23 protein-coding genes are annotated in these 22,990 nt (G+C 40.8%); 16 read left to right on the top strand and 7 right to left on the bottom strand.

What is annotated here, in order from left to right:
- Positions 1 to 260: 260 nt before the first annotated feature.
- The 3 genes from KSK55_RS01245 to KSK55_RS01235 are packed head-to-tail and all read right to left on the bottom strand — an operon-like array spanning position 261 to position 4,320.
- Positions 261 to 2,675, bottom strand: a complete 2,415-nt coding sequence (locus tag KSK55_RS01245; protein ID WP_218607861.1) for a CDC48 family AAA ATPase — start codon at positions 2,673 to 2,675, stop codon at positions 261 to 263.
- 8 nt (positions 2,676 to 2,683) lie between these two features.
- Positions 2,684 to 3,247 (bottom strand): 5-formyltetrahydrofolate cyclo-ligase, encoded by a 564-nt coding sequence (locus KSK55_RS01240; protein WP_214421366.1) that lies wholly within the window; start codon positions 3,245 to 3,247, stop codon positions 2,684 to 2,686.
- Positions 3,248 to 3,255: 8 nt separating this feature from the next.
- Entirely contained in the window at positions 3,256 to 4,320 is a 1,065-nt protein-coding gene (locus KSK55_RS01235; RefSeq protein ID WP_218607860.1) for a hypothetical protein, read from the bottom strand.
- 144 nt (positions 4,321 to 4,464) lie between these two features.
- Here KSK55_RS01235 and KSK55_RS01230 point away from each other — a divergent pair, with 144 nt between their 5' ends.
- Positions 4,465 to 4,725 (top strand): pro-sigmaK processing inhibitor BofA family protein, encoded by a 261-nt coding sequence (locus KSK55_RS01230; protein WP_214418425.1) that lies wholly within the window; start codon positions 4,465 to 4,467, stop codon positions 4,723 to 4,725.
- Positions 4,726 to 4,738: 13 nt separating this feature from the next.
- Here KSK55_RS01230 and KSK55_RS01225 read toward each other — a convergent pair whose 3' ends face one another.
- Both KSK55_RS01225 and KSK55_RS01220 read right to left on the bottom strand, forming a co-directional pair.
- Complete coding sequence (locus KSK55_RS01225) at positions 4,739 to 6,295, bottom strand: hypothetical protein (protein WP_218607859.1); 1,557 nt, start codon at positions 6,293 to 6,295, stop codon at positions 4,739 to 4,741.
- Positions 6,296 to 6,306: 11 nt separating this feature from the next.
- Positions 6,307 to 7,092: a tetratricopeptide repeat protein gene (locus KSK55_RS01220; RefSeq protein WP_218607858.1), complete on the bottom strand. Its 786-nt coding sequence runs from the start codon at positions 7,090 to 7,092 to the stop codon at positions 6,307 to 6,309.
- A gap of 259 nt (positions 7,093 to 7,351) precedes the next feature.
- Here KSK55_RS01220 and KSK55_RS01215 point away from each other — a divergent pair, with 259 nt between their 5' ends.
- Complete coding sequence (locus KSK55_RS01215) at positions 7,352 to 7,879, top strand: FxLYD domain-containing protein (RefSeq protein WP_218607857.1); 528 nt, start codon at positions 7,352 to 7,354, stop codon at positions 7,877 to 7,879.
- A gap of 4 nt (positions 7,880 to 7,883) precedes the next feature.
- Here the strand turns inward: KSK55_RS01215 and purB are convergent, their stop codons facing one another.
- A complete protein-coding gene (gene purB / locus KSK55_RS01210; protein ID WP_218608844.1) occupies positions 7,884 to 9,224 on the bottom strand; it encodes an adenylosuccinate lyase in 1,341 nt (446 codons plus the stop codon).
- Between the two features lie 103 nt (positions 9,225 to 9,327).
- Here purB and KSK55_RS01205 point away from each other — a divergent pair, with 103 nt between their 5' ends.
- From KSK55_RS01205 to KSK55_RS01160, 10 genes are read left to right on the top strand one after another with little or no spacing between them, the layout of a single operon-like run.
- Positions 9,328 to 9,681: a dihydroneopterin aldolase family protein gene (locus KSK55_RS01205; protein ID WP_214418420.1), complete on the top strand. Its 354-nt coding sequence runs from the start codon at positions 9,328 to 9,330 to the stop codon at positions 9,679 to 9,681.
- Positions 9,653 to 10,483 (top strand): TatD family hydrolase, encoded by an 831-nt coding sequence (locus KSK55_RS01200; protein WP_218607856.1) that lies wholly within the window; start codon positions 9,653 to 9,655, stop codon positions 10,481 to 10,483. Before KSK55_RS01205 ends, KSK55_RS01200 begins: the two co-directional genes overlap by 29 nt.
- Positions 10,484 to 10,528: 45 nt before the next feature.
- Complete coding sequence (locus KSK55_RS01195; RefSeq protein WP_218607855.1) at positions 10,529 to 10,822, top strand: DUF424 domain-containing protein; 294 nt, start codon at positions 10,529 to 10,531, stop codon at positions 10,820 to 10,822.
- Between the two features lie 9 nt (positions 10,823 to 10,831).
- Positions 10,832 to 11,869 carry a 60S ribosomal export protein NMD3 gene (locus tag KSK55_RS01190; protein ID WP_218607854.1) on the top strand — a complete coding sequence of 346 codons (1,038 nt, stop codon included), beginning with the start codon at positions 10,832 to 10,834 and terminating at the stop codon, positions 11,867 to 11,869.
- Between the two features lie 16 nt (positions 11,870 to 11,885).
- Complete coding sequence (locus KSK55_RS01185) at positions 11,886 to 12,752, top strand: class I SAM-dependent methyltransferase (RefSeq protein WP_218607853.1); 867 nt, start codon at positions 11,886 to 11,888, stop codon at positions 12,750 to 12,752.
- Positions 12,749 to 13,885: a bifunctional phosphopantothenoylcysteine decarboxylase/phosphopantothenate--cysteine ligase CoaBC gene (gene coaBC, locus KSK55_RS01180; RefSeq protein WP_218607852.1), complete on the top strand. Its 1,137-nt coding sequence runs from the start codon at positions 12,749 to 12,751 to the stop codon at positions 13,883 to 13,885. Before KSK55_RS01185 ends, coaBC begins: the two co-directional genes overlap by 4 nt.
- A 2-nt stretch (positions 13,886 to 13,887) precedes the next feature.
- The gene (locus KSK55_RS01175; RefSeq protein WP_218607851.1) at positions 13,888 to 14,757 is read left to right on the top strand and encodes a pantoate kinase; all 870 of its coding nucleotides are present in this window, start codon (positions 13,888 to 13,890) and stop codon (positions 14,755 to 14,757) included.
- Positions 14,754 to 15,485 (top strand): 4-phosphopantoate--beta-alanine ligase, encoded by a 732-nt coding sequence (locus KSK55_RS01170; protein ID WP_218607850.1) that lies wholly within the window; start codon positions 14,754 to 14,756, stop codon positions 15,483 to 15,485. The genes KSK55_RS01175 and KSK55_RS01170 overlap by 4 nt, the downstream gene beginning before the upstream one ends.
- Complete coding sequence (locus tag KSK55_RS01165; RefSeq protein ID WP_218607849.1) at positions 15,472 to 16,467, top strand: AAA family ATPase; 996 nt, start codon at positions 15,472 to 15,474, stop codon at positions 16,465 to 16,467. Before KSK55_RS01170 ends, KSK55_RS01165 begins: the two co-directional genes overlap by 14 nt.
- A gap of 5 nt (positions 16,468 to 16,472) precedes the next feature.
- Positions 16,473 to 17,213 (top strand): class I SAM-dependent methyltransferase, encoded by a 741-nt coding sequence (locus tag KSK55_RS01160; RefSeq protein ID WP_214418411.1) that lies wholly within the window; start codon positions 16,473 to 16,475, stop codon positions 17,211 to 17,213.
- Between the two features lie 9 nt (positions 17,214 to 17,222).
- Here KSK55_RS01160 and KSK55_RS01155 read toward each other — a convergent pair whose 3' ends face one another.
- Positions 17,223 to 17,657: a hypothetical protein gene (locus KSK55_RS01155; protein WP_214418410.1), complete on the bottom strand. Its 435-nt coding sequence runs from the start codon at positions 17,655 to 17,657 to the stop codon at positions 17,223 to 17,225.
- 177 nt (positions 17,658 to 17,834) lie between these two features.
- Here KSK55_RS01155 and KSK55_RS01150 point away from each other — a divergent pair, with 177 nt between their 5' ends.
- The 4 genes from KSK55_RS01150 (at position 17,835) to KSK55_RS01135 (ending at position 22,989) form a co-directional block, all read left to right on the top strand.
- Positions 17,835 to 19,289 carry a glycoside hydrolase family 57 protein gene (locus KSK55_RS01150; protein WP_214418409.1) on the top strand — a complete coding sequence of 485 codons (1,455 nt, stop codon included), beginning with the start codon at positions 17,835 to 17,837 and terminating at the stop codon, positions 19,287 to 19,289.
- A gap of 59 nt (positions 19,290 to 19,348) precedes the next feature.
- Positions 19,349 to 20,488 (top strand): glycosyltransferase family 4 protein, encoded by a 1,140-nt coding sequence (locus KSK55_RS01145; RefSeq protein ID WP_214418408.1) that lies wholly within the window; start codon positions 19,349 to 19,351, stop codon positions 20,486 to 20,488.
- Between the two features lie 161 nt (positions 20,489 to 20,649).
- Complete coding sequence (locus KSK55_RS01140; protein ID WP_218607848.1) at positions 20,650 to 22,413, top strand: amylo-alpha-1,6-glucosidase; 1,764 nt, start codon at positions 20,650 to 20,652, stop codon at positions 22,411 to 22,413.
- A gap of 78 nt (positions 22,414 to 22,491) precedes the next feature.
- Positions 22,492 to 22,989 (top strand): hypothetical protein, encoded by a 498-nt coding sequence (locus tag KSK55_RS01135; protein ID WP_214418405.1) that lies wholly within the window; start codon positions 22,492 to 22,494, stop codon positions 22,987 to 22,989.
- Position 22,990: the final 1 nt, after the last annotated feature.

The raw sequence follows: 22,990 nt of genomic DNA, 5'->3' as shown, positions 1-22,990 counted from the left end.
GTTCCTCAGTCATATATTATATGAAGGAAATTTTCTGAACATAATCGTAGACACCTGACCACTTTCGCTCAGGTTTTTGAGTCATTCTATAATACTCCACTTATGTTGATAAAACCATAACAGGTTTTTCCAAAATCAGAAAACAGCGTTAAAATGTTACCAAAGCGAATTTAGTGAGTTAAGATTAATAAATAATGTTTAATAAAAAAAATAAATCATCGATTTTTTGATTAAATTTGCTGAACAGAGAAAGGGTAAAATTATGATGAATTAATAAACGGTTTGTTTTTATTGATTTGTTTATGCAAAGCTTCTTCGACCTGATTTGTATGTTCCTCAATTTTAGAAAAATCCTTATCCTGCCAGAATGTCATATCCCGAAGTGCGGTGGCACGTTCATTTAGATCTGGTGAGAGTTCTGTAATTAATCCGGCTCGTTCTACCTGTTTGAGAATATAAGCAGAGCGGAGGAGGATCTGTTGCTTACTTCTGGGATATAGTAATGCCCATGCACCAGATTCAAATATCTCAAGGTTTTGATTATCAAGTGTCCCTTGTTGACGTGATAAAATGTCTTTCAGATAATCGGATGAAATTTTTGGAACATCATCAGGTTTTTTCGGTTTCGTGAATATATCATCGAGAAGATTCATCTTTACTTCCCTGACAAAAGCACTGATATCTGCTCCTACAAAATATTTCATTTCCTGTGCCATTTCATCATAGTCAATATCCTCATCCAGAAGAGATGAGAGATCTTTTAGGTATAATTGTAAAATTGATTTCCTTCCTTTTTGATCCGGAGGTTTGATGTAAATATGTTTTTCAAGCCTTCCTGGCCGAAGAAGGGCGGGGTCAAGAAGATCGGGCCGGTTCGTTGCTGCTATAATTACTACACCAGATAAGTCTTCCACACCATCCATCTCGGTAAGGATTTGAGATAAGACACTTTCTCCGACTCGAGAACTTCCACCATGTTCCTGACCACGCTTCTGAACCAGTGCATCAATCTCATCAAAAAAGATAATTGAAGGAGCTGACTGTCTGGCTTTTCTGAAAGCTTCTCTAACCTGTTTTTCAGACTCACCAACCCACTTAGAAAGAAGTTCAGGCCCTTTTACGGAGATAAAATTCATTCTGGATTTGGCAGCAACTGCTTTTGCAATCAGAGTTTTACCAGTTCCGGGCGGACCAAATAGCAGAATTCCCTTTGGGGGTTTTATTTTTAATTTTTCAAAAGCATCCCGCCTGTGAACCGGCCATTCAATAATTTTTTCTATCTCATGTTTTTCAGCATCTAGTCCTTCTACCATCTCCCAAGGTACTTCTGGTATTTCTATGTACAGTTCACGCATGGCAGAAGGTTCTATTCCTTTTCTGGCCTCTTGAAAATCCAAATTTGTGATCATGAGAGAATCAATAACTTCAGCTGGAACTTCCTGATCCTCTTTCATCCGACCCATAATTCCTCGTAAAGCATGCATAGCTGCTTCTTTGCAATGCAGCGCGATATCTGCCCCGACAAATCCATAACTAGTTTCAGCATAATATTCGAGGTCTACATCATCAGCAAGAGGCATGGTACGGGTATGAACATGGTAAATTTCAAGTCTGCCAATACGGTCTGGTATGCCAATTTCTATCTCCCGGTCAAACCGTCCTCCGCGACGAAGTGCGGGATCGATAGAGTCAGGCATATTCGTTGCAGCAATGACAACGACCTGACCACGACTGGCAAGACCATCCATCATCGTAAGAATCTGAGCAGTTACTCTCCGCTCAACTTCTCCGGTTGTATCCTGCCGTTTGGTAGCTATAGAATCAATTTCATCGATAAAAATTATTGAAGGAGCTTTTTGTCTGGCTTCTTCGAAAATTTCCCGGATTTTCTTTTCAGAATCTCCATAATATCTGCTCATCACCTCAGGACCTGATAACGGAATGAAATGAGCATCCACTTCACTTGCTACTGCCCGTGCAAGCAGAGTTTTACCTGTTCCTGGAGGACCATATAGTAAGACCCCTTTTGGTGAATCAATACCAAGACGTTCAAATATTTGCGGATACCGAAGAGGTATCTCAATCATTTCCCTGATAAGACTAATCTCCCGGGATAATCCACCTATATCTTCATAATGGATTGAGAGTTCTTCTGACTTTTTCTCTTCTGTCCGGTATGGTGTATCATGAAGGATAACCTCCGTTGTAAATGTTACAACCCCGGTACCCCTGGGCTCGATAGAAGCAACAACAAATGTAACTGTATTTCCAATCAGATCAATTCTGACGGTTTGTCCTTCTATGATCGGTCTGCCCCTGAGTTTTTTAGCCAGTAGTAGTTCAGGATTATTAAGAGAAATATTCGTGACTGGTTGCAGGACAACTTTTCTGACATCATGCACAATTACTCTTCGAACAATTACCCGGTCATCAATCCCACATCCGGCATTACTTCGAATCTCGCCATCTATTGCAATGTCATTCCTGCCTTGTGACACACTCTGGGAACTCCATGCAGCTGCTACGGCCCGCTTTCCTCCAAGAATCTCAATAAACTCACCATTTACTATCCCGAGAGCCCGCATCACTGCCGGATGAATCCGAGCAAGCCCCTTTCCTGCGTCTTCTTCTGCAGCACGGCGAACTTCAAGTCTGATTCCTGATTTTACGGTCATATTAATTCCTATGAGCAATGAAACGTAGTTGACTCTGTTATGATAACATCCATCCGGATATCATGTTCTTGAACCGGGATGGTGGGAACCTCCTGAACTGAATAGGCAATGCCTATCTTCCTTATATGTGAATGCTCAGATAAAAACCGATCATAATAACCCGCACCATACCCTATTCTTCCTCCGGTCTGATCAAATCCCAACATAGGGATAATCGCACAGGATATATGCTCTGGATCTGCAGGGATTTCGTACCCGACAGGTTCTGGAACATGGAAAGTACTTGGGGTGAGCACTTCACGGGTTTGTATATAAGATAACCGAAGACCTACTGTTTCTTCTTCAATAATCGGGACTATTACTTTCCGATCATTCTGAAGGAGATGATCAATGAACCAGCAGGTTTCAACTTCAGGATCTTTTGCACAATATACAAGAACCGTATCACATGGATGAACTACCTGTGAAAGGGTCATGCAAATTTTTTTGCTCATCAAAATTCGTTCATCTTCAGGCAAACTCCATCGTCTCTCCCGAAGTTCGGATCTGATTGCTTCTTTATGAACTAACATGCCAAAACCTACCAGATAAATTCCCACATAGCAAGCACAAACTCCATGGTGATGAGAATAATAATGACCCATTCAAGGAAATTCGAATGTTGAATCCGGACTTCATCAGACAGCATAGCGTAATTTTCCTGAATAACCTCAATTTTTCGGTTGACACTATCGCTCCAGAGCTGGCTTCGAAGTACTTTTAAAGCGGTGGCATATACCCGTGCATAGTATACATCTTCAGTAACCTTGATGAGATTATTTACTTTCTCGGTTATTTCGGATACTTCGGCATGAAGTTCCATAAGGTCAGCCATGATCTGATGATACAATCTCATGCGTGACAGCCAGGTAGAACGGTCAGCAAGTTCAATATCATCATACATTTTCTCCATTTTTCGTGAAAGTTCCTGGTCATAATACCTCAATTCCAAGACCTGAACATTTGCATATTCAATAAGATCAAAAAGATCGGTTGGAACCTCGCGGTTTTTTAAAAGAGCTGCCCCCCATGATAGAATAGTGACATCATCATCGGTATAACTCATACTGTTTTTGAGAATTTCTTCTCTCATCTGGTGTGAAAAACGGGTTCTCTCACCGAGTAGCAATACTGCTTCATCTATTGGTTTGTCCGGATTATCAGTAAAGAAAATAAAATAATCCTCAAAAAAGGTTTCATCTATTTGAATGTCGGTGATATGGGGCCTTAGTATTTCTTTCAGGGTGGTGAGATGTGAAGAAAAAAGATCAGATATTATTTCATCATTAAAAAATGATAAGCCCGTTTCCTCAAATGAAATATCATTTTTACTCTCATCGATCTCATATACAAAACAGATACTAATAGCACCAATATCAAATATCCGGGCAGAAACCTGTAAATCATACCGAAGTCCGGAAATAATCACTTCAGTCGGATGCATCCGTAATAATAGCGGAGGATCTTCTATCCTGATAGATTTGGGTTTTATTCTCTGAAAATTTGTTCTGGCTGTATAATAACTTCGTGCCAGAGCAATTTCCAAATTTTGAATATCAATTTCCCTTCCGATATCATATATACGAAAAAACCGGATAGCGTCCATGTTTTTTATACTCCTGTCTGATTATCAGTATGAAAAGATAGTTTTTGTTTTCACATCATAACCATCATCAGGTATGATGAAAAATTCTTTCCATATCATCTGCGTTCTGAAAGGTTAATATGCTAATATCTGAAGAAAGAATGTATGATAGGTACACTGATTTTGTTAGTACTCTGTCTGATTGTACTAGCAGTCCTTTGGATCCTCTTAAAAAATATTGCCAAAATTATTATTAACTCAATCCTGGGTCTTTTATTACTTGGTATAGTAAAAGTGCTGAATATCTTCCCATTATTGGGTTTTCCTGATATCCAAATAGGATGGTTATCGGTGATAGTATGTGCGATAGCAGGAATACCTGGAGCAATACTTCTTTTAATATTGCATATATTTGGATTAATATAAAATTATTACAAATTTATTTTTCAGAAGGAAGAACCGGAACAACCAGAACATCAGAGCTTACAATTTCCTGTGAAAGATTGGTATAGGATGCCCTGAAGTACCAGTATCCTGGTTTATCCGGTTGGATAAAAACTGTTTTTTGTTCTTCAGAAAAGCGTTTTATCTCTTCATACGGAAAAATTTTCCATTCATATCCATTATCAGAGTAATATAGAAGAAGCGAAAGTTCTGTTGTGTCCAACTCATCAAATCCCTTCTGGGATATGTTAATACCTATTTTATCAGATAAACGGATTGGAGATTGCTGTGCCTGCAAAAGAATATTCCCGGTAGGTTGAACCTCTTTATAATCTTCTTTTAATTCAGGGATTACTACAGACAATGCAAGAACATTTGAGTATAATTGATTTGAAGTAACACTTCCCGGCCTTCTTCTCATCCCAAGAAGGTACATTCCTGGTGTCTGTGGAGCTTTTACTGTGCATTCAAATTTTCCATCTGCATTCGTCAGAACCTGGCTGCTGTTCTGATATCTATCCCAGATCTTTTCACCAAAATTATACCATACAAGATCTAAGGAAGAGAGTGGAACACCAGAACCGCCATTTCCATTGTACCAACCAAACACGGTAATATTCTGAATAGGATCAACCGTTTCATTTTGAAGATATGCAATTATCGTCTCTTTTTCGTGAACTATCCGAGCAGGGGGATTTATTCCGGATTCAAGAGGGATAAAGGAGATTGTATTTGATCTATAGATTGGTTCATTCTGATTCTTTTGATAGGATAAGAAAAAATGAACTGAATCCGGACCGGAAAGATGGTAGGAAAAATTTACCCTCCCATCCTGTTTTGTTTGTCCGGGAACAAGAGGATTTATCGGATCGGTAATATTAGAATAAATATCAGGATATATCTTTATCGGTGCATAGGGTATTGGTTTATGGTAAGAGACAAGATATCCGAATAGAGATATAGATTCACCAGGAACAAATTCTAAAGAATTCGCATTGAGTGACAATGAGAGATTTTCTCCATAATTTTGAAATGAACCGTTCGTACTATTCAAATTAACAAAGGATATTTCCTCATTCAAGATATTTTGTTCACCTTGCCAATTCACAAGTACCTGATATCTGTCACTTTTCAAGGATTCACGACTGTTATCTTTCGGAACGTATTGAGCCTGATAATCAACAGGTCCAGTTTCATTTACATAATCTGTTAGAATATATACTCCGTTAGCATTAGTGACCGTTTCTAAAACAGAAGATAAATTTGTACCATTATACCGCTCAATTAGAACAGAAGCATTAGAAAGTGGTCCAAATATGCCTTTCAGTGTTCCTGATAGAACAATTTGCTGACCCGGTATTTGATAATAATGATCCGGAGAGATGAATAGAGTAAGATCTGCACCAGTCAGATAATCTATCTCATCACCTATGGCAAGAATATTCTTCCATTCTTCATGAGAGAGAGAAGGTTCAGCCAGAACCGGGAATATAATCCATATCAATCCCAGAATAATTAAAATAGAAAAACCCAGATTTTTCTTCAGATTCATTCATTGCCTCTCTAGTTTTTATCAAGGTATTTATATTGCGTATATCTGGATTCCAGGTCTCCAATTGTTTTTGGAACTACATCTATTGATCGTTTTGTCAATTTAAACTGAATTTCAACTGCTTTTCCAGGATTTAACCGGATAGCATTTTCATAACTTTTTATACCTTCGGTATAGAGATCCTGTGTCTTTAATTCATCATCAGCATTCAGCCCTGCTGTGGGAATAGTAAGAAGGGCGAAGATGACATCTCCCCTTTTTTCCCAAACCTGAGCATTCGTAGAATCTAATGCAAGTGACTGTGTGTATTGGTTATAAGCTTGTTGATACATACCCCGATCTAAGCCTGCGTCTCCAGAATAATCAAAACCAGATGCGGTTTTTGGTTTAATCTGATCAATACGGGAATATGTTGCATCTGATTCCTGAATTTTATTTAATGATTTTGTAATTCTGGCTTTTTTAAGCAGATATTCAATATTTTCTGGTTCTCGCCCGATAGCCCCATCAAGTGCAGTAACTGACTCTTGTAACTTTCCTAATTTTTGAAGATATTCTGATTTTTTCTCAAAGTAGTGACCAATTTCGGGATATTTGGTGATAAGATAATCATATACTTCAACACATGTTTCATATCTTCCAAGAATTGATGAACCATCTGCACATACTTGGGCAAAGGTTTGTCTCATTTCTGTTGGAAGAATCGGTTCGCTCGCCTGGAGCAGAAGAACCGGTGTGAATATCGAAAAAATTACAAAAAGAATCAGAATAACTATTGGGATGGTAATAAGTCTCATGATTATTCAAAAAATCTCGCTAATTGACTGCATACGGTAAAAATTTCTTTACCAAATTTGATCCAATAACTCATCATTTTTCTGGCCCCCCCTTTTTAACTGTTTTAGTTTTGAACAGTCTTGACCAGAATCCTATCATTACTCTGATTTTTGCCTATTTATCGGTAGTCTTATAGGTACAGTGAACAAATCAGAAGTTGTTAAAATAAGTAAGAATTATATGATGTATTTTTTGAATACAGGGGGCATGACATAGGGAATGAATAAAAAAATTAAAACCGGGGTTGCCTTTTTTTCGATCCTTTTCACATTGATTTTTCTCATAATTGTATCACCAGTATCTGTCTTTTCAGATCAGGTGATAACCATTGAAGATTACGGAAATTCTGTTCCGGTATATGATTCAGTAAATTATCAAGTCCAGAGTACCATTGAAAAAGAAGATTCAAACGGAAGAAAAATATTTGTCTCACGTCCATTTGGGTATCTTGAATGTACAGAAGATTCAATGGTAAATCTCTCAATTAAAAAGACCTATATTGACCGTATCTCCCGGGATAAAGCATACATTAAAGGTGAAATCAGAAACCTGGATGATAAAACAATTGACATCATTGTACTGACATTTAATCTCTTTAATGCTGATGGAGATCAGATAGGTAATGCCTATGCAACGATAGATTACCTGGAACCAAAAAAGACGTGGAAATTTTCCACAGATGTCATTGACTGTTCAGACTTTAAATTTGAACGATATGGATCTATCTTTACCGGGTATTATGATTAATTTTTTACAGATATAACGATTCTAATTTTTTAATTACCCGCTCAACCTGCCGGACTGATGTCCCGATATATGACTCGGGTGAAAGCAGTTTTTCAATATCTCTTGCTTGAATAAACCGGGTAACTTCGGGTGTCTGAGAGAGGAGAACAGAAAGTGGTTGTCCTGTGGTAAGAGCTTCCATACTCTTTTCTCTGATTACTTCATGAGCCTCCTGCCTTCCCATCCCTTTTTTTGTCAATTCAATCATGATTGATTCTGCCATATTTATTCCATGAAGCATTGACAAATTCTGTTTAATCCGGTCCTCCCTCAGGTTCAGGTCTTCAAGAACAGACACCATCGTTTTCAGAATATGGTCTGTCAGAATAGTGGCTTCGGGAAATAAAATTCGCTCTGGTGAAGAATTGGTCAGATCACGTTCATCCCAGAGAGTATTGTTCTGAAAAGCGGGTTCAACTGACGAACGTATAATTCGGGCAAGACCACATACCTGTTCACTTTTAATTGGGTTTCTCTTATGAGGCATAGTTGAAGATCCAACCTGCTTTGAACCAAATGCTTCCTCAACTTCACCTATTTCTGTACGCTGCAGAGATCTGATCTCTACACCGATTTTGTCAAGGGTTGTAGCAAGATTTGCCAGGAAACAGAAATATTCAGCATATCGGTCACGTTGTATAATCTGGTTTGAGACATCAACTGATGAAAGATTTAAAAATTTCATCATCTGTTCTTGTATCTCGATACCTTTCTCTCCAAGGGCTGCCTGTGTACCAACCGCACCGGTTAGTTGTCCGACACATACTCGTGGACGGATCTGCGATAATCGTTCAATATGCCTTCCAATTTCACTCGCCCAGATCGCAAACCGAAGTCCATATGTTGTCGGAACGCCATGCTGCCCATGTGTCCGGCCAATACATACCAGATGTTTAGTCTCTTCTGCTCTTTTAAGAAGCACAGATAGAATATTTTTTAATTTAATCTCGATGATATCGAGCGCATCACGAATCTGAAGTCCGGTTGCGGTATCAAGGATATCATTGGATGTAGCTCCATAGTGAATCCATCTCCCGGCCGGTCCACAAACTTCTGATACAGCCCGGACAACAGCCATCATGTCATGATGAATCTCTTCTTCAATCTCTTTTGATCGTTGAAGTGATGCCCCCTGAGCTTTTTCTGCAATAACAGCCGCATCTTCATCAGGTATCATTCCAAGAGATCCTTCAGCCTTTGCAAGAGCTATCTCTGCCTCAATAATACAATGAAAACGGTGTTCTTCGCCAAAGACCTGCTTCATCTCAGGGGTTCCATATCTGAATTCTATAGGGTGTATCGCCATTACATACCTGTTAGACTCCATGCTAGTTAACCATATGAATTCTCAAGACATGTTCGGGAAAAACGCGGGATCTTATATAGGCTGAAATCACTCATGTGAAGATATGATTACTGACAGGGAACGAGCAGCCTTTGAAGCTGGTATAAAACTGGGCGCTTTATACCATCAATGGGTAGGAGTGCCAGTATCCCGCGAATCTGCTTCATCCCTTGAGAAAGCAATAGAAAATGCGCACATTCAACAACCATATATGACAGACATAACGGTCAGCCTTGATCGTGAGCTCATGATCCCTAACAGCTTTGGGTATAGTGAACTAACTGGTCTGATGCTTGATGTTGAACTCACCATCAGGGTGAATGAAGCATCCTGCCATGCCTGTATAGCAAGAGAAGGTGATTACCCTATGATGAGAATCGAGTGGATGGATGAGGACACCGAAGTATCCAATCCTTGATGATCATATTCATATCGATCCCAGAAATGGGAAAGGTATCGAAGCTGCAAAGGAGTACCAGCGGGCAGGTGGCACTCATATCTGTCTTGTGACAAAACCATCATGGTCTCTTGGAGTTCATCCCACTACCGGAGAAGATTTCAATCAGGTATTTGATGAGACTCTGGATATTGCAAAGCAGATTCATGATAAAACAGGATTAATAGTTTTTCCAATTCTGGGGGTCCATCCGGCTGAGATAACGGTTCTGGCTGAACGCATGAGTTATTCAGAAGCTGCGGATATCATGATGGGAGGGCTCGCCTGCGCAGCACACTATGTTGCTGAAGGAAAAGCTATAGCGATAAAAAGCGGCAGACCTCATTACGACACCACTAAAGAGATAACAAACCTCTCAAACCAGGTTGTATCTCATGGATTCAGACTAGCAGCAGATATCGGATGTGCCATACAAATTCACGCAGAATCTGGTCCATGCTCTGATATGGTCGAGATGGCAAAAACAGAAGGCCTAGATCCGAATAAGGTAATAAAACATTTTGGAACCCCGGACACACCCCTTACTCCTTCATTGGTTGCAAAACATGAAGCTATTCCGGAGTTATGTAGACAACAACGGGAATTTACCATGGAGAGCGATTACATGGATGAAAACAGCAGACCCGGAGCAGTTATCGGACCAAAATCGGTTCCACGTTTTACCATGAGACATCTCGAGCAGGGGACCATCACTGAAAATGACCTCTACCGGATACATATGCACACTCCGAATAAAGTATACGGTATTGACATCTCGCTTTGATCTACCTGAAAGGTTTTTCTCCCTCTGGTACCCGATCATATCAGGATGTTACTTCGTATTCACCGATCTGCAGACAACAAAGAAGTCATAGGACTCTGCGACCGGGAACTAATCGGAAAGACCTTCACAGAAGGAGATATTTCAATATCTATTACAGAATCTTTCTTTGGCAATGAACCGGCCTTAGAAGAAGAGGTGGTCCGCGTTCTCATGACCTCTGATAACATTACCATATTCGGGCATCGGTGCGTTGATTTAGCGACCCGATATGGAGTTATAGAAAATGATTCTTGTCGACTTATCGAAGGAATACCCTACGTAACAATCTTACGGATATAAGCGATAAATATGGATTTACAAGAGGCAATTTGTCCAAAATGTGGTGGCCCGTCTCAAACAGGCGATATCTGCGGAAAATGTCGTGCATCTGATATCGATTGGTTTTCCTGTGATGGCCGGGTAAAAATGGTCCGTTGCCCGAGCTGTAATTCTATGCGGGATAAGAGTGGGTGGAATGATTGTGAAAGAAACCGAGAGGATCTTGAATATGAAGCTGCGCTCTCCGCCATTCATTTGTTTCAGGATATTAGAAAGCCTGAAGTCTCTATAAAACTTGACGAAAATAGTAAAAACCGGTCTTTTGCACATGTTTCAGTAGCCGGAACATTATATGGTCAAAAAGTTGAGGCAGCCTGTACGGTAGAGATACTATGGCAATATGATTCCTGTGACCGGTGTAGCAGATACCACGGAAATTACTGGCAGGGTGTTGTACAACTTCGTGCAGAAGGAAGAAAAGCTACACCTGAAGAGCAGGAACGAGCCAAAAGAATAGCATATCAGGCAGAAGAAGAGTTACAATTACAAGGTGATCGCCTTTCATTTGTAACCCGGATGGAAGAAGGTCGGGAGGGTCTTGACATCATTGTCGGGACACAAACCCTTGGTGAACAGATCTCCCGTGATATCACCAGAAAAATGGGAGGCAGGTATTCACTTCACCCGACACTGATTGGGGAAAAAGAGGGAAAAAAATTATACCGGATTACCTATGCAGTTCGTCTTCCGAGATATACGAAAGGAGATGTCATTTATATCAGGAATACATATGGAGAAATCCTTGGAGCGGAAGGAAAAACCATTAATTACCTGGATCTGGCATCAGGTATCCCACGAACAGTTCCGGAATCCACAGAATCCAGATACATAGGGTCAGTTAAAGATGGAACTCCAATGCTCGTTGTCTATCAGGATGGAGAGACACTCGGACTTATGGACGAAGTGACCGGAAAAACGGAAGAAGTTCCAGTTCAGTCATGGAGAAATATAACATCTGGTGAATGTGTCCATATCATCAGAGATGATGATCGGGTTTTGGTCGTATAATTCATACCCCTACTCTATGAATGTCCGGGAAATCCCCTCTAGGGATATAAAAAAGTATACATCTGCATCCTGGGTAGATACAACCAGAAAACCATATGTATATGGAGAAACTGCTTATATCCCGGTAAAAGACGGATATCCATATTCTGGTATAATTCCAGAACGGAAAAGAAACGGGAGAGGATTTCAAAAGATTGGACCGATCATCGCATTCCATGGATCTGAACCTTTAGATTTAGACATAAATGAGGTTATCAGATTGCATAATCCGCAGGCAATTATCTGGTACCGGGGACATAAAGGAGACATGCGAATTCCTGACACCACTACTCTCTACGGAGTTACTGGTGACATTCTTCACAAAGAATCAGGAATAAAATACCACCTTGATCCGACCAGGGTTATGTTTTCACAAGGAAACCGCGAAGAAAAAAAGCGGATCGCCAATCTAGTACAACCCGGAGAACAGGTTTGTGATATGTTTGCCGGGATTGGATACTTCACTCTCCCGCTCGCTAAAGCAGGAGCACATGTCCATGCAATTGAAATTAATCCAGATTCAATCACATATTTAAAGAAAAATATTCTTGAAAACAAATTAACATCACGCATTACGGTCACACAAGGAGATTGTAGAGATAATCTTGCCGGACCATATGATCGGATTCATATGGGTTTTTATGAGGCGGTCAGATTTCTTTCCATTGCTCTGGATCATGTGCAGTCAGGGACAATGCTTCATGTTCATGGTATAGGCAATACTACCGAAAAAATTGAAAGAATTCTCATGGAGTCAGGACATGAAGCTACCTGTCAACATCTGGCCATTAAAAAGATTGGCCCTGGAAAAGTACATACAGTAACAGATGTGAGGATATCATGACTCTTTATGGTAAAACGATCCTTCTCGGAGTTACCGGAAGTATTGCAGCAGTTGAAACAGTTCGCCTTATTCATGCTTTGAAAAGAAAAGGGGCTCAGGTTAAACCAGTAATGAGCCAGGCAGCCTGTTCCATAATTCACCCTGATGCTCTGACCTATGCAAGTGGACAAGACACGATTACCCGGATAACCGGTCATGTAGAGCATGTTACCTATTGTGGTGATGACGGACTAGCAGATCTATTTTTGATCGCTCCATGTACGGCAAACACGATATCCAAAATTGCATGCGGGATAGATGACACGACTGTTACAACGTGTGCGACGACTGCACTGGGTCGGAAAATGCCCATTATTATAGTCCCTGCTATGCATCATGCAATGTTCAGGCATGATATCGTCATAAAAAATCTTGACCTGCTCACTCAATCCGGAATTACTATAGTGGGTCCCAGGATAGAAGAGGGAAAGGCCAAGATTGCTGACATCAATGAGATTATTCTTTGGTGTGAACGCTTATTATCCGGCGGTCCTTTATCCGGAAAACACATATTAATAACGAGCGGAAGATGTGAAGAACCGGTAGATGATGTCCGTGTTCTGACCACAAGATCTTCAGGAAGAATGGGACAAGAGCTTGCCTATGAAGCATTCCGACTTGGTGCAGACGTGACTATTATTCACCGTGACGAGATAAATATCGGAACTAATATTCGGATCACAACTGCAACCTCCATGGGAGAAGCTATACAAAAGGTAATGAAGGAAAAGAGGCCTGATATATACATCAGTGCTGCAGCAATCTCTGATTTTGCTCCGGAATGTCTTCAAGGAAAGATTCCAAGTGGAAAATCCGTAAACCTGACATTACACCCACTTCCTAAGTTAATCGATCTTGCAATCCAAAATGTTCCAATAACAGTAGCATTCAAACTAGGGACAAACGCCCATGAAGAAGGAAAAAGACTCCTTCAGAACAAAGTCTCTATGGTTCTTGCCAATACTCCTGACAATCTGGGATCAGAAGAGGGAAGATATACTATTATGGACTCTTTTGAAACTCATGAGATTTCTGGAAAAAAACAGGATATTGCAAAAAAAATCTTTGAGCGAATCATTACCAGGCACCTTTAATCATGGAATCAGCCAGCGTCACTGCATTTTGTCCAGGCCATATATCTGGATATTTTCTTCCGGTCATACATGAAAATCCAGATAAATCCGGAAGTATCGGTGGAGGGCTTGTTCTTTCAGAAGGAGTCAGGGTGGTTGCCAGACAAAATCCAATATCATCGGTTAAAATTTTTAAAAGTGATAAAACCGGATTACCAGAACAAATAGGAGATACCTCACCAGTTATCATGGATCTCCTTAAAAAAATGGCAGTCCATGCTGCTATTGAGACGACATGTTACCTTCCAATCGGAAGTGGATATGGCATGTCTGCTGCCGCTCTTTTAGGGACGGCTCATGCTGTAAACTCACTCTATAATTTAGGACTCTCCTCACATGATTGCATAAAAATTGCACACCAGGTAGAAGTAATGCATCGGACAGGTCTTGGAGATGTTTCTGCCTGCCAGGGTGGAGGTGCGGTTATTCGAAAAACTCCCGGCCCTGATGGAGAAATAAGAAGACTAATGGATCTACGACCTATCTATGCAATAACTCTTGGTCCAATAAAAACATCATCGATTTTAACTTCCCCATCCTGGATGGATAAGATATCCAAAGCATTTCCAGATTATATTCCTGAAACAGTGGATGAGTTGTTTTTAGCGTCAAGAGAATTTGCAGAGAAAAGTGGACTTATTTCTGAAGAGGTCCGAACAGTGCTGAAGGTCTGCGATAATAACAGGGTTTTGGCAAGTATGACCATGCTTGGATGCGGGGTGTTTGCAATCGGAAAAACGGCAGAAGCAATTCTGAATATGTTTGGAGAAGTATACCGACTCTCACTATCTCCAGGAGGGCCGAGAATTTTACATGGAGAACGATGTTCATGATCCCAGAAAGCCATCCCCGGTATCGTTCACTTATTACTCGTGAACGACTGGCAGCATCGACAAAAACAGGAGTTGTCTCGCTCGAAGGATTGACAGCTCATGGAAGAGGAGAAGCCTTTGATTACTTACTTGGAGAAAAAACTACTGAATCTGCTTTACGAGCAGAAAAAATTGCAGCAGCCCTTCTTCTCGTAGCAAGACATCCAGTTATATCGGTGAATGGAAATACTGCAGCACTTGTAGCAAAAGAAATTGCAGAACTCCAGGTAATATCAAAAGCACGGGTAGAGGTAAACCTGTTTCATCGTACTGACAAACGGGTGAAGGTAATTTCAAATCTCCTGAAAGATCAGGGAATCACCTTGGTTGAAGGAGATGTATCCCGTTATATCCCGCTCGACCATGACAGGGGATTATGTCATTTTGACGGGATGTACTCAGCAGATGTCATTCTCGTACCTCTTGAAGATGGGGATCGGGCACAGGCGCTTATTGCCATGGGAAAAAAGGTAATAGCAATAGATCTAAATCCCCTCTCCCGGACCTCGAAGGTTGCAACCGTACCGATAATTGATGAAGTGACTCGGGCGATCCCAAATATTACCCATTTCTGCAAAGATCTTTGTTCTGAAGAGATTCAGGAGCTTACTCAAACCATCAACGGATCCGAATTTATCAGGGATGCCCTTGAATATATACGGGAGAGGCTTTTGGATGTTCTGGATTGAAAAATATCGTCCTGTCAGTTTTGATCAGATTCTGGGACAAGAGCGGGTTTGTGAGGTTCTCAGGAGATGTGCCGCAACAAAAAACCTCCCACATCTCGTAGTATCTGGTCCGCCCGGAACAGGTAAATCAGTCTCTATTGAGACTACGCTTCGGGAACTATACGGTGATTCCTGGCAGGATAATGTAACAATCTTCCGGACATCTGATCTCATGGAACGAGGAAAATCTTCTCTTGAATCAGATGAACGGTTTTTACATCTATATCGTTCTGACGAATCATTTCTTTCAAATTTCAAACATATTATCTCTTCATATGCTTCAATACGTCCTATTAACGCAGAATTTAAAGTCATGCTCTTTGAGGATGCCCAGGCACTATCCCATGATATCCAGCATGCACTTCGAAGAACGATGGAAAGATACAGTGGAACCTGCAGATTTGTCTTTTGTACTACCCAGGCTTCATCCCTCATCCCTCCCATAAAATCACGGTGCCTTCCACTTTTTTTTACTCCCCTATCACGTGAAATTATACGAAATTGTCTGAACCGAATCCAGGAAGATATCCAAACTGAAAAGCCTGTACCGGAAGATGAGATCGGTCTTATCGTTGCCGCATCTGCAGGAGACCTCCGAAAAGCTATCATGTATCTTCAGGTGAGGATTGAAACAAATACCCCTTTTAACCCAGATACACTCAGCAGAACCGATACTCAGGAAGAAGTATGTATTGCACTCCATGCTATGAAAGCAAAAGATGTTGCCAATGCACAAAAGAGATTGCAGGATCTCATGATCACTCAGGGTCTGTCAGGAAGAGAGATCATAACAACCCTTCTTCAGGTCACAGAGCGGGAATATAATGATCCTGCAATTGTCACCCGGCTGGCCGATGTAGATGCAAAACTTACCCATGCAGGGAATGAGTATCTTCAAATCAATGCCATGGTTGCAACAATAGTTGCGGAGGTGTTTTCATAACAGAAATGAAACCATCGGTTGAAGCCAGGGTTCAGTCACATTATGATGACATTGCCGATGTGTATGATCAGCGATATGATCACCGGGAGCGAGGCAGAATATATTATGACCACATTGCAGGGGCCGTCCTCAGTAAAATTCATCATGAGGGACATTTACTAGACATCGGATGTGGGACAGGTCTTTTTCTGGATCGGTATCTTAAAGAAGGTACAAACCGGACTGCCACTGGTATTGACATAAGCCCAGGAATGATAAAGAAAGCCCAGGAGCGATATCCTTATCTGCCGTATGTTGTAGGAAATGCAGAAATGCTCCCATTTGAATCGGAAACGTTTGATTCAATCTCAAGCTTACTGGCATTTTCCTACCTACAAAATCCCGGACAAAGCCTTCACGATTGTCTAAGAGTATTAATTCCTGGAGGTAGGCTTGCGGTGTGTACCCTTGGGAAAAATATCTTCACATCAAGTCTTCCCGCCCTATATAGCATTGGAGCAAAGATGAAGATAAGGCGGGTAGGGGTTGGTTCTTTTGCAGAACACTACTACAGTGCAAAAGAGATGTATGATCTGTTAGATAGAGCAGGATTTGAAGAGATAGAAATATTCAGATGTTCATTTGCTCACTTTAACCTGGCTGGACCTTTATTTATGATCGCAAAAAAGGTTGAATCCTTTATTGAGGATAATATTCCCTATCTGGCATATAATCTGATTGCAGCAGGAAAAAAACCGGAAAAATAAAAATATTGATTATTTTCTCTTTTTCCCTTTCATTTTTTCAGATAGAACCTTGAAAGTATGTTCCATTTCATAATGACAACATTTCCTTTCTGGTAGCCAGAAAAATTTTTTCTGAAACTCATCATCTACTTTGGTAATATGAAATGCAAGGGCTAGCTGAAATGCCAGAATAATAATTATTGTGAGAATAATGTCCCGAAGGGTAAGTGTTATTATCGAAAAAAAGACATAATGAGCCGTTATATAATATCGTATCTGTTCTTCAAGTCCAGCCACCTGACCAGCAGTTATTGCAATAATAATTACCAGAAGACTAATTAATAAAATTAACAAACAAGACAATATCCAGGAACGTAAAAAACTGCCAAATATTGCGACAATTGTACAAAAAATGAAAAGTATTATTATAGGATCTGTGAGTGCCTGAAGCATTGATCCATCCATTCCTGTAGCATCTCATGGCATCGGGTTTATTTTTTTCTATCGTTCATTTTGTTTTTTTTATTCGGATTCCGTATCCCGCATGGTTTATATAGGTTACCTGAATAGTAAAACTATGGCTCAGTCAAATCTCTCTCGTATCGAAATACGATCCTTGATTTTACGTGAACCGGAGTATATATGAATCAGCGTTTTTTTTTAGGTTTTGAAGTTCATCAACCATATCGTTTGAAAAAGAATTTTAAGCCTAAATTATCTGGAAACTATGAAGACCCGATGGAGCGCTACTTTGATGATGCCAATAAGGAGATACTTCTTCGTGTTTGCAATAAGTGTTACGAACCAGCAACCTCAATAATACTAGATCAACTCGATGACGGATTTTGTTGTGCTTTTTCCCTATCCGGAGTTCTCATTGAGCAGATGGAAAAATGGGCACCTGACGTTCTTGAACTTTTTAACCAGGCTGCCCGGCATAAAAACGTTGAGATGATTGGTCAGACCTATTTTCACAGTATTTCAAGCCTTTTTTGGACGATGGAAGAATTTTGCAACCAGGTAAACCTCCATCGTGAACTCCTGAAAGACACATTTGGTGTAGAACCAGTAATATTTGAAAATACAGAATTTCTTTTTGACAACAGAATAGCAGCGACAGTAAAAGATCTCGGATTTAAAGCATGTCTTACTGAGGGAGTAGACAATATACTGGAATGGCGCAGTCCTAATTACCTCTATCAATGTGCCGGTCTCCCCGTTATCATGCGAAATTTCAAACTATCAGATGATATAGCATTTCGTTTTACCTGCCGTGACTGGGAAGCATGGCCGTTATCGGCTGATCGGTATGCCTACTGGATCTCAAAAACTCCCGGAGATTTTGTGCCGGTATTTATTGACTATGAGACACTCGGAGAACATTACTGGGTTGAATCAGGTATCCTGGAGTTTTTAAGACACCTGGGTCCAGAGATCCAACGATCTGATGTCCAGATGATAAAACCCTCAGAGATCCTCTCATCACCAGTCCGAGATGAATTTTCCATACCTCTTCCGATTTCATGGGCTGATGCAGAAAAAGATGGTACTGCCTGGATTGAAAACAGAAAACAGAAAAATGCGTTTCGGGCTGTTCAACGTGCCAAGACCTTTTGTGAAGACCTGCATACCTGGCGGTGTCTTCAGATAAGTGATCATTTTTACTACATGTCATGTAAGCATGGATCATGCGGTGAAGTTCACACCTATTTTAGTCATCAACCCGAACATGAAGCATTCATCACATATATGGATGTACTAGCTGATTTTGAAGAGAGATCCATACAGCAAATGGAAAAGAAAGAATTTTTGTATCCGCTCAGGTCACTACCCATTGATGATGCATTTTACTTTTCAAGTCCGGTAGGATATACCGGTCATGTAGCATTTGATATGGACCAGTTTGCTGATATGCTGCAAATTGTTCCTGCTGATTCTATCTCATACCATCATCAAAAAGGCGATTTAGCAAACTGGTGCCGAACAGTTATAAAAGATGAACCATTAGCCCAGGCAATCGACAGAGCGAATAACCGCCAGGAATTAATTCTTGCAGCAGATACCAGAAGACATGAATTATGGGCTGCATTACAATAAAGGATATTGACGAACTTCATTTGTAAAAAATTCTCATAAGAATGTCATGGGTGTAAATTTTGTCAGGAAAACGATATAAAATAGCAATTTTTTGCTGGGAAAACCTTTACGGAGAACGGGTAGGAGGACTATCAAACGCAGCGACATACCTTGCCCAGGCTCTTGCCAAAGATTATGAAGTCCATTTCTTCACCAGAGGAGACGGGGACTTTGAGATGAACGGGGTATATTTTCATACATATCGCCCCAGTGGAAATAATATCGTAGAATATTGTGCAGATCTTTCAAAAGGGCTTGTTAATCGATTTTATCAATTTGATAATCCGGCCTTTGACGTCATTCATTTCCACGACTGGCATGTAACCGAAGCACTCCATCTCCTGCAACATCGCCCAACCGTTTTTTCATTTCACTCAACAGAATATGGGCGAAATGGAAATGTACATGGTGACTGGTGGGAGTACCATGAGATATGTAGTAAGGAGTGGTATGCAAGTCTTATTGCCAGGCGATGCATTACAGTTTCCTGGACACTTCGAAGCGAAGTACTCTCGCTCTATAAAACAGACCCAGAAAAGATACACGTTATTCCGAATGGGGTCGTGAAAGAACAATTTGATGTCAGTATTGATCCTGGAGCAATCAAAACACAATTTGGATTACATTACCTTACTCCATTGATTACATATGTAGGAAGAATGGCCTATCAGAAAGGTCCAGACATCCTGGTGGATGCAATCCCACTGATTCGGGAGAAACACTGGAATGCAGCATTTATTATGGCCGGCGGAGGAGGTATGCGGGACTGGCTTATAGAACGGACACAAGGATGGCCGGTTCAACTTCCTGGATTCATTTCTGATTCAGAATACGTAAGACTCTTACATGCCAGTGATATTGTCGTAATTCCGAGCAGAAATGAACCATTTGGAATCATACTTTTAGAAGCATGGAGTGCAAATAAACCAGTCGTCGTTTCAAGAGTTGGTGGACTTGCGGAGAATGTGGAGCATGGTATAAATGGACTTGTTGTTGATCCAACACCTGAAGGAATTGCCTGGGGAGTAAATTATTATCTTGATAATCAGCATGATCGGATCCGGCTTTCACGAGGTGGATATAATCAGGTAGATCGACGGTTTTTCTGGGATTCTATTAAAGATCAGGTTATGTATGTATATCTTGAAGCTATGAATTGATAATCCAATCAAAAAAGGAAACACATACTCCCCAATATCCGTGCGCTATTGAAACCTCGTAACCAATGTATATTCACTTCTCTTTTTATCTAAAAAATTTATTAATATAATCGCTCTATATTATCCGGTATATTCAAGAGATACGAAGGAGATATCCTGTCGTGCATTTTAAAGGCCATCAGGCCATGACTTCACTTCTGGCACATGTTCCAGATCAGATATGGTACGGACCAGAGCGTAGCCACACGGCTCTTGCATCATCCCGTGAATTTCTGATGAGTGAGGATACATTTTTTTGTTCTACTTCATGGGCAGGAAATTCTCGTAGACATCATGGTCTTTTCATAGATGATGGACGAATTATCCTTTCAGCCTTGCACGAAACCATAAATGAAATCTCACTCCTACCCGGATGGTGGGGAGAACGACCACCAGATGAGATGCTTCAATATATCCTTTCAACACGACTTTATCCGGTCACCCAGGAATTATCTCTACAATCGGCCCTTATAACAAAAACAATTGATCTCGACCACGGCCTTTTTGTCAGATGGGAAGTAGATGGCACAGCCGATTTTACCATCAGACCACTTATGATCGATCGCAACATCCATGCATGTGAATCTGACCGGTCAGTATTTGTAACTCCGGTTAAGGATGGATATACCTGGAACAAATATCATTTCAGATGCCAGTTGCCATTCACTATTAACCACATACCATATTACCATGCCAGGTACCCAAAAGATACCATTCAGGGGAAAGATCTCACTGAAACACTTATCTCACCAGGATATTTTTCAGGGACCGTAACCGATGCCAGTATTGAACTCCAGGTGTATCCGGATTGCACCATCCCTCCACCTTCTCGTGTACATACCACACAATCACCTGATCTTTTAACCCGTGCATCACAACTCTGTCTTCTAAATGGAGGAATAATTGCAGGATATCATTGGTTCATTCAGGAATGGGGGCGTGATACTTTTATCAGTATGCCAGGACTTCTTCTATCGAGGGGGAAGTACCGAGAAGCAGAACATCTGTTTCGAAAGTTTCTCAAGGCTCAGAAAGGAGGACTTATCCCTAACTGTATTCCGGATTCATACAACTCTTCAGATGCTCCACTCTGGCTTTTCTGGGCTCTTTTTCATTACCTGCAGACACACCAGAATTCACCTTTTGTTGATGAGATTTTGCCAGATCTTGAAGCGCTCATATCTGCATATCCTGATACCGAGATAACCCATCTTGACAAGGATCTCATCACGGTAACTTCAGGTACAACATGGATGGATACACCATATACACCACGGGAAGGAAAACCAGTTGAGATAAATGCACTCTGGATACTTGCTCTTGAAATTTGTGATTATCTTGAAATTGATCATCCAGTATCACCAAAACGTGTACGAAGTGCCTATTATGCATACTGGAATGAAAATACTGGTTGTCTCTTTGATGTGTTAGATCCTGATGATCCCTCAGTCAGACCAAATCAACTTATTGCATTATCATTAGGTCTTGTTCCATTTGATGAAGGCAGAAAAGCACTTGCAAGAATACGAAATGATCTCCTGACACCATATGGTCTGCGTTCGCTCGCACCTAATTCACCCGGATATCTTGGAACCTATACTGGAGATGCTTCCTACCATAACGGAATGGTCTGGCCCTGGTTTATCTCATGGTATATTGACGCTCAAATACAATATGGAGAAAGCCCAGATCGTGCATCACGAAGACTTCTCCCCCTCTGGCATTATTTCTTCACAGAAGGAGCCGGGATGCTTCCTGAATTATTCAACGGTGATTTCCCTCATGCTCCTGCAGGTGCCATCTGTCAGGCATGGAGTATAGCAGAATTTATTCGAGCAAGAAATATGGTCCTTTCATATAATCCTCAGGTCTCTGAAGAGAAATGAGGACTATTTATATGTGTTTTTCACTTTCACCCTGCTTCCTTTAGTATTATATGTGGGGTACCAACATCCTGCTATGCCATGTCAGTTCCTCTCATATCACAGTTCTCAGTCTCTCATGGTACCTTCACTGCTTTCATTGCACCAACAGAGGTACTGACCCAAGCGCCCGAATTATTTCTTAGGAAAGAACAGGGACTTATTCTCTACCTGTGTGGCAATTATCCGATCATACTACCAGATCTTTTCAGATTTTCTGAACGATTTGTTGTCAGAAGGGCCCTAACTGCATTTCAGATCCTTACAATTCTTGATGATGCCTATCAATCATTCATAATCATTGAACATGATCGATCTTTATTTGAAGAACGTGCAGATTTACTTCCCATTATCGGCCACCGGTGCAAAGAACATGCAGCGAGAAGTACCGGCGTTTTACTCCTGACCCCATATGCGGATACATACATACAGGCCCTGGAACCCTTTTTTCATCGGATTATTCTATACAGGACTATTAACGAAAAGCCGGGTCGAAAAATGAAAAAGACCCCATCCAGGCAACTCACTCTGGAGGTCTGAT

Origin of the sequence: Methanospirillum hungatei, assembly GCF_019263745.1 — an archaeon.
GTDB classification, from domain to species: domain Archaea; phylum Halobacteriota; class Methanomicrobia; order Methanomicrobiales; family Methanospirillaceae; genus Methanospirillum; species Methanospirillum purgamenti.
Note: the sequence above shows the minus strand (reverse complement) of the source record. Positions and strands in the feature narration are given on the sequence as shown.